Source organism: Erwinia sp., assembly GCF_031978025.1.
Classification (GTDB): Bacteria; Pseudomonadota; Gammaproteobacteria; order Enterobacterales; family Enterobacteriaceae; genus Erwinia.
Genome location: NZ_DALZCD010000134.1, coordinates 1 through 11,376 on the forward strand (window position 1 = coordinate 1; position 11,376 = coordinate 11,376).

General features: G+C 50.2%; 12 protein-coding genes and 1 pseudogene. 4 read left to right on the plus strand and 9 right to left on the minus strand.

Going from position 1 to position 11,376, the window contains the following annotated elements; translation table 11 throughout:
* Positions 1 to 521: 521 nt before the first annotated feature.
* A complete protein-coding gene (locus tag RTK32_RS12190) occupies positions 522 to 938 on the plus strand; it encodes a PH domain-containing protein (protein WP_312044283.1) in 417 nt (138 codons plus the stop codon).
* Between the two features lie 402 nt (positions 939 to 1,340).
* On the opposite strand, the gene RTK32_RS12195 is transcribed toward RTK32_RS12190, so the two are convergent.
* The gene (locus RTK32_RS12195; RefSeq protein WP_312044285.1) at positions 1,341 to 1,502 is read right to left on the minus strand and encodes a hypothetical protein; all 162 of its coding nucleotides are present in this window, start codon (positions 1,500 to 1,502) and stop codon (positions 1,341 to 1,343) included.
* Positions 1,503 to 2,037: 535 nt separating this feature from the next.
* On the opposite strand from RTK32_RS12195, the gene RTK32_RS12200 reads away from it, so the two are divergent.
* Entirely contained in the window at positions 2,038 to 2,937 is a 900-nt protein-coding gene (locus RTK32_RS12200; RefSeq protein ID WP_312044287.1) for a LysR family transcriptional regulator, read from the plus strand.
* A gap of 10 nt (positions 2,938 to 2,947) precedes the next feature.
* Here RTK32_RS12200 and RTK32_RS12205 read toward each other — a convergent pair whose 3' ends face one another.
* The 4 genes from RTK32_RS12205 to sapC form a co-directional block, all read right to left on the minus strand.
* A complete protein-coding gene (locus RTK32_RS12205; protein WP_312044289.1) occupies positions 2,948 to 4,087 on the minus strand; it encodes an oxidoreductase in 1,140 nt (379 codons plus the stop codon).
* A 190-nt stretch (positions 4,088 to 4,277) separates the two neighbouring features.
* A complete protein-coding gene (sapF, locus tag RTK32_RS12210) occupies positions 4,278 to 5,084 on the minus strand; it encodes a putrescine export ABC transporter ATP-binding protein SapF (RefSeq protein ID WP_312044291.1) in 807 nt (268 codons plus the stop codon).
* Positions 5,084 to 6,076, minus strand: a complete 993-nt coding sequence (sapD, locus tag RTK32_RS12215; protein ID WP_312044293.1) for a putrescine export ABC transporter ATP-binding protein SapD — start codon at positions 6,074 to 6,076, stop codon at positions 5,084 to 5,086. The genes sapF and sapD overlap by 1 nt, the downstream gene beginning before the upstream one ends.
* Positions 6,076 to 6,966, minus strand: coding sequence for a putrescine export ABC transporter permease SapC (gene sapC / locus RTK32_RS12220; RefSeq protein WP_312044295.1), 891 nt, complete (start codon positions 6,964 to 6,966; stop codon positions 6,076 to 6,078). Before sapC ends, sapD begins: the two co-directional genes overlap by 1 nt.
* Positions 6,967 to 7,141: 175 nt before the next feature.
* Here sapC and RTK32_RS12225 point away from each other — a divergent pair.
* A pseudogene (locus RTK32_RS12225) lies at positions 7,142 to 8,323 on the plus strand (tyrosine-type recombinase/integrase).
* A gap of 410 nt (positions 8,324 to 8,733) precedes the next feature.
* Here RTK32_RS12225 and RTK32_RS12230 read toward each other — a convergent pair.
* The 4 genes from RTK32_RS12230 to RTK32_RS12245 all read right to left on the minus strand — a co-directional run bounded on the left by RTK32_RS12230 (position 8,734) and on the right by RTK32_RS12245 (position 11,028).
* Positions 8,734 to 8,946, minus strand: a complete 213-nt coding sequence (locus RTK32_RS12230; RefSeq protein WP_312044297.1) for a hypothetical protein — start codon at positions 8,944 to 8,946, stop codon at positions 8,734 to 8,736.
* Between the two features lie 77 nt (positions 8,947 to 9,023).
* Positions 9,024 to 9,527 (minus strand): hypothetical protein, encoded by a 504-nt coding sequence (locus tag RTK32_RS12235; protein ID WP_312044299.1) that lies wholly within the window; start codon positions 9,525 to 9,527, stop codon positions 9,024 to 9,026.
* Positions 9,528 to 9,620: 93 nt separating this feature from the next.
* Entirely contained in the window at positions 9,621 to 10,439 is an 819-nt protein-coding gene (locus tag RTK32_RS12240; protein WP_312044301.1) for a hypothetical protein, read from the minus strand.
* A gap of 277 nt (positions 10,440 to 10,716) precedes the next feature.
* Positions 10,717 to 11,028: a recombinase RecT gene (locus RTK32_RS12245; RefSeq protein ID WP_312044303.1), complete on the minus strand. Its 312-nt coding sequence runs from the start codon at positions 11,026 to 11,028 to the stop codon at positions 10,717 to 10,719.
* A gap of 84 nt (positions 11,029 to 11,112) precedes the next feature.
* On the opposite strand from RTK32_RS12245, the gene RTK32_RS12250 reads away from it, so the two are divergent.
* Positions 11,113 to 11,322 carry a recombination protein NinG gene (locus tag RTK32_RS12250; RefSeq protein WP_312044305.1) on the plus strand — a complete coding sequence of 70 codons (210 nt, stop codon included), beginning with the start codon at positions 11,113 to 11,115 and terminating at the stop codon, positions 11,320 to 11,322.
* Positions 11,323 to 11,376: the final 54 nt, after the last annotated feature.

The following is an 11,376-nucleotide window of genomic DNA, read 5'->3' on the forward strand; positions in this document are numbered from 1 at the left end:
GCGGTCACCCGTATCCTATAAGCTGAGTAAACCTCAAAAATCTTGATCTGCTCATCAATTTTGATAAATCCGCATTTGCAGCACATGTCGGCGAGGCCAGCAAAAAGAATACAATAAGGAAAAGAAACGCTTCTCTGGCTGCCCCTGTTGCCAGAGGGAGTGATAACCGTTATGTGTCAGAGAAGATGATTTATTATCAGGGGCCTGTCCTCAGACAAACGTGCATTTATCCCATATAGCCGCGATGAGTTTTTGCATTTACCAGCACTTATCGCTGTAAGAAAGCGTGCGACGATAAAGTTCATATCTTCGGCCAAAGAAAAAGGGCGGGTTGAGACGGCTGGCAGGAGCAATAGCTTTTTGCAATGTTAAAAGTGCCCTGAGGAAGCCAAAATAATAACTGCTCGTTAATATAACTCAGGTTAATTAAAATTAAAAGCAATAAGAAAACTCCTATCATATAGTGCTTTTTATATTATTAATGTTACTATCCGTATCCTTATTAACTTAGGGACACAGTAATGTCGTACATTGATAGAAATTTAGTGGGCAGCGAATCAGTTTTGTATCGTGGTCATGTCACTTTGTGGGCCTTGCTCCCCTGGCTATTTTGGGGTGTTATTTTGGGGTTAACCACACTCGTTGGTTTTATTTTAATCCCTTTGGGCTATTTTGTTATTCGTTCAAATGAAGCGGGCATTACCAATAAGCGGCTGATCGCCAAATCCGGACTGATACGCCGGGACACCGTAGAAATACCTGTTAAAAAAGTCTCAAGTTTGCAGGTCAAGCAGGGCATTATGGGGCGTTTACTGGGATACGGTACCCTGATTATAAGCGATGTGGGGGCCGCCCACGCGCCAATAAGATTTATTAAAGACCCTCTGCGCTTCCGGCAGAAGTTTTTTGAAGTTCAGGAAGAAATTGAAAATAACTAATAAAAAACCCGCTCCGGCGGGTTTTTTTATCAGAATGGACAGGGCAGATTTTATTGAGAGGCCCTCGGTCGGCTTATCGTGCTGGCCGGTAGTCCGCCTGCCAAATAGTACCCCGACATGCATGTAGTGCCATTCACAAGCAATGCGTGAGAAACCGGCGCGAGGCGCAAACGCGAATATAAAACCAGGATCGTCTTGCTGCTCTTTAAAGCAAGGCTTTCCGTTGAAACAGCCGTCTGCCAACAGATACTGATTAACGCCTGAAATAAGCCATGGTTTCGACCAGATGTAATCCATTGAGGATCAAGCGTGGTGATAAATTGATGACCCGGTCTGGCACCAAAGGCGTGCTGCATGTCTCTTTGGCAAATGCCGCAAACCTAAAATCAGGCGTTTTATTGGCTACTGACCTGTCATCAGGCCGAGTACGGCATTAGTCAAACCGGACGCTAACAGGACGAATCCGGGGATCAGAAAATTCTTCTCTTTTTTCTTATGGGCCAGGTAGAACATAGCCATCGCGATACAAAGCATGGGTATTGAAATTATCAGAAAGACAGACATCGCTTCTCCTTAGCTCTTTTGCTTCCGAATGCCTGACTGCCCCCATCAGGATCCATGTAATTAGTCGTGTTGCCACAAGAACAGCTGCACCCGCAACAGGCGCTAAATTCTTGTTCTTGTTGTGAGAGGCCGCCATCCACTCAGGTAAAGATGGAACAGAAGTAGCCAAAACGATCGCTGAACAGACGGGCTCGCTTCCAGCCCTGATTTTTCCTCAATGGTAACCCTGGCTAATATATCATAGTCTGTGGAAAGTTGAACAGGCGTACGGACTTACAGCTGAATGGGCATGTCTATGAAATCCTGTTTCGTAATATGACTGTCGTTACGGTAATAAAACCGCGGAAAGGTGAGCAGTTGCCATTTTAACGCAGTTAGTCAGATGCCAAATGTTCCAATAAATGCGGGTAAGCCCGGTTTGGATTGACTTCACTTCCTGGCTAACTGAACATCAGGTCAGGTAGCTTTTTGTTTTGTGCACGGCCCGGTGCACGGATGTATTGTTTTTAACTTAACTTTTTGAAATATAAGAAAAATGGATATAAAGCAGCTTATTTACCTGTGTAATCTTGAGCGCGAGCGCCATTTTGGTCGTGCAGCAGAAGCGAGCTTTGTCAGCCAGCCGACGCTTTCAATGCGCCTGAAGAATCTGGAGCGCGAGCTGGGGCTGTCGCTTATTAACCGTAGCAATAACTTTGATGGCTTTACGCCGGAAGGCGAACGGGTATTAACATGGGCGCGGGAAATCGTTTCCGTCTATCAAGGGCTTAAGCTGGAAGTCGAGTCGCTGAAACACGGTGTCGCTGGCACACTGCGCATCGGCGTGGTCCCGCAGTGCAGTATTTCGCTGCCGCTGCTATTGAAAGGTATTCAGGAACGCTACCCTCAGCTTAACTACCGAGTCTCTGTGCTCAGTGCCGATCAGCTGCTTGACGCGCTGAACAGCTATACGGTGGACGTCGGCATCGGCTTTTTCGAGCTGGTGACGCTGCGCGAACTGCATTTTCAGGCCGAACCGCTGGAAGACAATGGTGTGGAAGTTGTTTTCCATCCTAAGCATTTTCCGCAGCTGGTGGGAGAAGCGGCGCTGACGCTGGAAGCGTTAAAAACGATCCCGCTGTGCCTGGCGGAACAGACGCGATATTTCCGGCGCTACCTGGACACCCATTTTCGCGAAGCCGACATCCATTTACGAGTGGTGCTGGAAACGCCCTCCGTGTTTCAACTGGCGCAGGGCGTGCAGGTTGGGCTTGGATGCCTGATTTCGCCGCGAGGGCATCTGCTGCCTGCCATGACGCCGGAACTGCAGTCGCGTCCGCTGGCAATTGCGCCGATGAGCCGTCAGGCAGCCGTAGTGATTGCCGAACCAGGCAGAGCAACGCCCCTGTCCCAGCACTTTTTTGACGAGGCCCGTCGCTGGTTGAGCGAGCGCTAGCGGCATGCGATCAGCTTTCCCCTAATGATTGCATCAGTCGGTTAGCCCAGCTCGCCAGTGCCGTACTGAAAATGACATTAAGCTTCTGCTGCAGTGAAAACCCCTCCGCTTCCAGTGGCTGTAAATGCGCGGCACTGAAACGCTCCGGCGAACGGGTCAGTTGTGCGGCGGCCTGCATGACGGCCCGCTCAGCGGCCCCGGCATTTTTGCCTGCCTCCTCCACATTTGTCTTCAGCCCGGCACGCAGCGCTTCTGGCGCATAGCGGTTAAAGCAGACCGGGCTGCCGTTGATACGCGCCGCCACGGCGGCGGCAAGCTGGCCTTCCGGCGTAGCCGCTTTCTCATCCAGCACGTTAATCAGCTGACCCCAGCCATACAGCGTTTCACCATCGTGTGCCAGCAGCCAGGCACTGCGGCTTAACGCCTGTTGTGGCTGGCAGAATGTCAGCGCTGCCAGCTGGCTGGGCGAGGCGTAACGTAGCTCAACGGGCGAGAGCCTGGGTTGCCAGTCGGCATTATCGTTAAAGCAGTGCTCGTCTGCATCCGATGGCACGGTTACGCCAGGCATCCAGCGTACCGGGAGGGCGAGCAGGGCATGAAGGCCAGCGGCCACCCGAGCCTGATAACAGACAAAACCAATAATCTGGCTAAAAGTGATGATATCCGGCGCGCTCAGGCCCGCTTCATCCAGACGCAGCAGGGCTGCCCGATCAATCAGCGTGGGCTGCATCGCCAGCTGACGGGCGTATTCGGTAATTTGCGTCAGGCGGCGATTGCTCTCGCGCGATGAATCGGGGCCGCTCAACGGATTCAGGCGGGCAGCGTAGTGGTTGCACAGGCGCTGAACGCCGGTTACCTGCGCTACGGTAAGTGCGGTACTGAGCCGATCATAGAGCGTCAGGGTGTGCGTTAGCGACGGGGTCAGCGAAGAAGGAAACAGCAGCTGATAAAGATCCCGCGAGGCCAGCAGCGCCGGCTGTGCTTCCTGTAGCGCCTGACGCAGCGCGCCTTCGCAAAGGGTGGCCAAGCCCAGTAAAAATCGGTCTTCGATTTCAGCGGCCTCGGGCACCAGAGGCTCTGCCCGGGCCGTAAGCGTGGTCTGGGTTTCATGATACCAGTGGCTATGGCTTTTAAGCCGACGCTGCTCCATAGTCATTCCTTTTCAAGTTGGCTGGCCCTGAGTACGGACCGGAGGGCAAGCCTATCCTCGCGCAAGCGGAATAACCGGCAAAGACCGATCGGTGCTAATAAATAGCTGAAAAGCATAATGATGAAAGAAACAGCGAAAGCGGCTGAAAATCCGCCCATTCCAGGCTGAATGAGCGGTATAGGAGGAGAAGTCAGCGATCTTTACGCCAGGCGTCGGCCGTCAGCGCTTCGCCAAAGTGGCTGGTAATCAGTCTTTTAGTCAGGTCGTGTAGCGGGCAGGCCAGCACGTCTGCCGTGCTGCCGCGCTCCACAACTTCACCATGATGCATAACGATGACCTGATCGCTGATATGCTTCATCATGCCCAGATGCTGCGTCACGTAGATGTAGGCGATGCCGTGTTTGTGCTGCAGTTCCAGCATCAGGTTAATCAGCTGGGAGCGCATCGACATGTCTAATGAAGCCAGCGCCTCGTCGGCGACGATGACCTTAGGCTGCAGGATTAGCGCGCGGGCAAGGCCGACACGCTGCTTCTGCCCTGGCGCCAGCATGTGAGGATAGTAGGCGGCGTGATCGCGCAGCAATCCGACCTGACGCAGAGTGGCGATAATCCGCTTTTCTCGTGCTTCTGCAGAAAGGTCGGTATTCAGGCGCAGCGGAAAATCCAGAATCTGACCAATGCGCTGCCGTGGATTAAGCGAGGTGGAGGGATCCTGAAAAATCATGCGGATACGCTGGCTACGATACCCGTAATCGCCATACTCCAGCGGACGATCGTCAATCAGAATCTCGCCCGCGCTCGGCTCGATCATGCCGCTCAGCATTTTCGCCAGCGTAGATTTGCCGGAGCCGTTTTCGCCGATAATTGCCAACGTTTGTCTTTCACGCAGGGCAAAGCTCACTGCTTTCACCGCTTCCACATGCTGACGCCGAAACAGACCAGTGCGGTAACGGTAGGTTTTACTGAGGTTGCGCACTTCCAGCAGCGTTTCAACCATTACTGGCTCTCCATATTCAGCGGGAAATGACAGGCAAAAAGATGCGATTTCCCGCCCGCCAGCCGGGGCGTTTCAATACATTTTTTCTGTGCGTAAGGGCAGCGTGGCCCCAGACGACAGCCAACGGGCAGGTGCTCCAGCGAAGGAATAGCGCCGGGCAGCGTGTTCAGACGGCTTTTATGCGGCAGCGAACGGCCAAAATCCGGCATTGCCCGGATCAGCGCCTGGGTGTAGGGATGGTGCGGCTGCACGATTAAATCCTCGCTGAGGGCGGTTTCCACCGTCTGGCCGCAGTACATCACATTGATGCGGTTTGCCCAGTGGCTCAGCATCTGCAAGTCATGGCTAATCAGCAAAATAGTGGTGTTGTTGTTCTGATTAAGCCGGGAAAGCAGACGAAAAATCTGCGCCTGCGTCGTCGGTTCCATCGCGTTGGTCGGCTCATCGGCAATCAGCAGGCGAGGCTGGTTAGCCAGCGCAATGGCGATCATCACTTTCTGGCATTCGCCATCGGTCAGCTCATAGGGGAAGCTGCGCATAATATCTTTATGATCTTTAATGCCCACACGGTGTAGCAGCTCGATGGCCCGACGATGTCGCCAGCGGAAACGCTGATACCACCGGCCTTTCCAGGTCCAGGCAGGAATAGCCTGTTTCAGCTGTTTCCCCACGTTTTCAGAAGGATCAAGACAGGACTGAGGCTCCTGAAAAATCATCGACACGTTGTGGCCAACGAGTTTACGCCTTTCACGCGGCGACAGCTTAAGCAGGTCAATATCGTCAAAGCGCATGCGATCGGCCGTGATCCGCCAGTTGTCTTTGGTCACGCCACAGATAGCTTTAGCAATCAGGCTTTTGCCCGAGCCGGATTCCCCTACCAGGCCGCGCACTTCCCCTTCGGTCAGCGTAATGCTGACGCGGTCGACCGCCTTGACCGGGCCGTCGGCGGTCATAAACTCAATGGTCAGATTACGAATATCGAGCAGCGGCATTATTCAACTCCCGCAACGATGGCGCGACGGATGCCGTCGCCCAGCAAATTGACAATCAGCACGCTGAGCATAATCGCCGCGCCGGGTAGCATCACTGTCCAGGGCGCGACATAAATCAGCTCCAGCGCATCGCCAAGCATGGCTCCCCATTCGGGAGAGGGCAACTGAGCGCCCAGATCCAAAAAGCCCAGCGCGGCGATATCCAGGATAGCCATCGACAGTGCGCGGGTAAACTCCGATACCAGTAGCCCCAGAATATTAGGGAAAATGGCGTAGCGAAGAATATTCATGCTGCTTGCCCCGTCCAGGCGGGCGGCGGTGACATACTCTTTTTCCATTTCGTCGTGCACGGCAGTATAGACCGATCGCACCAGCCGGGGCATCAGCGCCAGAAAGACCGCCAGCCAGGCATGACTTAAGCCAGGGCCGAAAAAGGCCACAACGATAATCGCCAGCAGTAGTGAGGGGATGGACAAAAAGGTATCCAGGATATGGTTCATCACCGCCGAGCGTAATCCTCTCGTCAGTCCGGCAAACACGCCGAGGACCATTGCGCAAAGCGAGGCCAGCACGGTAATGGCAATGGCCGATCCTACCGTCGGCGCCGCGCCGCTTAGCAGGCGGCTCAGCAGATCGCGCCCCAAGTCGTCGGTACCGAGAAAAAAGGAAACATCACCATAGCGCGACCAGGAGGGCGGCAACAGTTGATAACCTAAAAACTGCTGAGCCAACCCGTAAGGCGCAAGCAGGCGGCCAAACAGGCAGAGCAGCAGCAGCGCGATAAACAGGTAAAAGCCGATCATCGCGGTGGTATCGTGATAAAACAGCCGCCATGTGCTACGGAAAGTGCTGGGCAGCCGTTTCTCGGCGTAAATGTTATCAGAGGGCATATTATACCCCTTTATACTGTTTTGTTTTGATGGCGTTCTCTTTAAATTTTGTCTTCATATCAGTCTGTTACTCGGATTTAGGGCTTTATCGCGCTTTATTGGTTTTTGCTTTGCACGTCCCTTAGTTTAAGGTTTTTGTGTACGCTCATGTGCATACGGAAAGAGGGTGTACACATTGCTTACAGACACAAAACTTAGAAAGTCACTCGGTAAACGTCGCGATAAAGTTGAAATCATTTCTGACTCTTACGGGCTTAACGTCAGACTAACCATTAACGGTGGCGTAACATTTTTTATCGTTATCGCTGACAGAACAAGCCCGTGTAATTAAGCATAGGAGATTATCCTTCTATATCCTTATCGCAAGCAAGGGAGCGGAGGCAACAATTTCGCTCATGGATAACAGAAGGTTACGATCCGTGCAGACAAGTTGTACTGGAAAGAACAAAAAAAGTTCACGCTCTCACCGTGAACGACGCTTTTGAGTATTGGGAATCGCACTACTGTAAGCCTGAAGGCCTCATTAAAATCCATAAAAACAGACAAAATTTTGAAAAACATATAAGCCCCATCCTTGGCGATATGGTTGTTAATCAAACAACTAAAGCGCACTGGCTCAGCTTGTTCGACGGAATGGGGCGGCGCGTAGTTACCGGAGAAATGCCGGGCCTGATGTCCAGAGCTTTCAGGTTCTGCTCAAACCGCGGCGTTATTGAAACGAATCCTCTCGAACCGTTAAAGCGGTCAGATGTCGGTATGGCTGCAGCAATGAAAGATCGCAAGCCCTCAGATGAAGAGTTGCGCGTGCTCTGGATGATATGCCTGCAAGACAGCAAATAGTGATGCGATTTTTGATAATCACTGGCTGCCGCAGTACAGAAATACGCACATCAAAATGGGAGTGGTTCGATTACAGAGCTAAAACCTGGACGGTTCCAGCGAGTGAGTATAAAACCGGGCGAACTGTCCGCCGCGCTCTTCCACAGGTTGCTGTCGATCTGTTAAGGGAACATCAGAAAACGTCCGTCACCAGACACGTCCTGACCCGATCTCGTTACAAAGGTCCGGAAGATGATAAGCCGCCAGCGCAGCCGAATATTGCTTTTTTTCTGTTCAGATAATATCTAAACAGGGATGAAGGCCTGGTCACTACATGATCTAAGAAGAACGGTTGCGACACGCCTTTCTGAATTGGGCGCGCCGCCTCACGTCATAGAAAAACTGCCTGGCCATCAGATGGGCGGAGTTATGGCTCGCTATAACCTTCATGATTACCTTGATGATCAGCACCACTGGCTAGAAGTGTGGACTGAGCATCTTGAGAAAATTCATTGGTCGTCCTTTGGTGACGCGTTAACCTCTTCCTCCCATTTCAATACATCAGACGTCCGCCAGCGTTTAGGACTTCCGCCGATTGTAGGTTTTGGAAACGGACGCTTAAAACTGGCCGGCATTCGCGCTGGCGTACTCCAAAAATAAAGGGTGCTACGGGAAATTTCGTACCTCTCAAGCACATCTCTGGTAAGCATTATTTCTTTAAAAATCATTAATTCATCTCCTTATCCACCACGCGCACGAAGTAGACCAGCCATTGACGGGCCGGGTATCTGCCAGGCGGCAGCGCGGTGATTAGTTTGGTGTATTTGTCTAACAGAAGGGTGGTAATGCGGTCGTGCTCGGAATGGGGTTTGCCTCAGGTGGCTTTGACTATCTCGGCCCGGCAACTTCGGGCGACTGATCGCAGGGCGTTTTCAGTGGCCGGTTCCATTAAGCCACTCTCCGCAGCCTCTCTGCCCGCGCCAGCCGTTCTGCATCTTCCCGGCACTCTAGCGAGCAATAGCTGGTGCCTGGCTGCGACTTCTCGCCGCAATCACCGTTCCGACATACCGGCGACGGTGAACCCGGCAGCTTGCGATTTTTCAGCGCTAACGTGCGCTCCCATTCTTCACGTTCAAAGGCTTCATCTGCGATATCACACATGGGTAATTCCTGAAATTTGGGCGTAAAAAAACCTGCCGGAGCAGGTATTAAATATGTCAGTCTTGAGAGATAAGCTTCTAGCTTAATTTTACAGGCAGTAGGACTGCACTCATAATTCCTTGGAATGGACCAGCATATGCGTAAATATAAAACTGACCTTGCAAGCGATAATATCCCCGGTCATAGCCAAACTTACTCACCGTACCTTCCTGCTGATCTATACTTATTTGTACGCCAGTGCAATTCATAAAACTTGGCTTAGCTCCTTGTGGAATCTCACTAAACTTATCATTCCAGAGCATAACACAGTAACTCTTTTCCTCGCTTTCGCTTTCTGGGTAACTAACCTCTATATCACTATCAAAAAGTAGGTTTATATAAACTTTTCGGTCTCTATTTTTTGCCAGGAATTCATGTAAATCTTCAGCTTCTGAAGAGAAGTTTTTTATTACTGGGATATTTTCTCGCGCACCTTTTTTAGGGAAGGTTACCTCCCTGGATGATACATATGCAAGATATGCAAAAATTGCACTCACAATGGAAACAAAAATCCCGATGACCGCTAAAACATTCGCCGTCATATCCTTCTCTCCTTCTGATAAGCCATAGTCTATGGCATTAGTCTGTAATCTCCCGCAAAAGCAGTATATCACTATATGATGTTGTGAAAATCACTAATCTTTTTTATTAATAACGCAGGCGGCCATCATGGCCTCAAGTGTATATCGCTTATAAAATTTTACAAATCCTTTATAAAAAACGAAAGCCAAGATTGCTGTGGATATTATTAGTGAGCTTCCAACTTGTAGTTCTAACCAAAACCTGAGGATCACAAGCGTCCAGAAAATTATAAGGGATGCCATGGCGATATTTCGTGTAAAACCATACAGGGCAACATAGTTCTGTAGTTTTAAAGCATGTTGCTCTGAGTTTTCGAACGCATAGTGGTATATAAGTCTGAAACTGTCACCATTGATCCCAGTATTGAAATTCATTGATTTAGTATCTATGGAAAATTCATGCTTAAGAATATTCATGCATTTTTTGAAAACCACAGGGAGCAATTTTTCATCCATTTTTTTATTTTGCCTAAATACAGGGTGGGTAATCGTATCGATAATGGATATTGGGAGAATGAATAAGCAAAGAAGTACGCGCCCTAAAAAGGATAGGGTGCTACATTTGTAAAAAAAACCTTTCCCTTTTCCTGAGAAAAGGTATAGCGAAGGGTACCCATTCCTGCAATTGGAATACTTTTCTATAAAAAAAGAAGATGTTATAGATAAGAGGTGGCCTGTTATATATGATGATATAACCAAGGGAAATAGGTTTATTAAGTCACCAAATGAAGAGTTTAGTTTTAGCTGGGATTTAAATTGTAAAGCCATTTCCCATTCATAATGAATTCCGCCAAAATAAAAAGAATACAATAAAAAAGCGCCAGGTATTAGGTAACCTAGAAAATCATAGAAAGAAAACGGGTTTTGTTTCATGAAGTGCTCTTGAGTATGGGGTCTAACTAAAAAATAACTTTTTATTTACCCATTTTTCAAGTCGTTTTACGCGACGCAGTATAAAAAAACAAAATTATGTATATTTATACAGTGTTATTTTTCGTGACTGTCATACAGGAGGAGCGGACAATTCGTCGCGGCGGATGCTGTAGACGTCGGTCGCCATGTCGAGCTTTTTGGTGTCCGTAATCAGCTTCCGAGCAGCATATTTGTAAACCTTATCCAGCTCTTCAACGCTCGCGGCTTTGCTGGCCGCTTAGGTGAAGTCCTTCAGCAGTGCTTCTGGCGAACGCGCAGATGTTTGGCCGCTATCATGCGGTGCTGTATCAGCTGGCTTCTGGTTAATCAGGTTGTTCAAATCCTGCCGGGTACGGGCCGGGGTGAAGTCGCGCTCAACGAGTTCTTTCCGCTCGAACTCGTCCGGCGTATAAACGCCCAGGATAACGTCCGGGTAGTAGAGGCGGGCCCAATATTTCACAGCCAGATACGCCAGCTGCTGCTTTGGATCGCTCCCAACAGTGTGGAGTTTCTTACCTGAGCCTGAGACAAGAGAAGCTTCAGAACGCACGGTTCATCTTCGCCCTTTAAGGTGGTCCATGACTGTGTCGGCTGACAGCGAATACAATCAACTCAGAAAAAAACAGGTCGCATGATGAAGGCACCCGCGAATAAGCCAAAGCGACGGCGTTGTAAAATATGCCGTCAATGGTTCCACTATCACGATTTTCGAACGTGGTGGTGCAGTCCTGAACATGGAGCGCGATTTGCTCCTCAGAAAAGGGAGGCAGACCGAGAAAGGAAAAGAAAGGACGAAGCACAGCAGGAAAGGCGAAGCATTAAAATCCGCAAGTTAGCAGTATAACCCCTCAGTTACTTCCATAAGCAAGCCCAGACAGCCTTTAACGAATTCATCCGT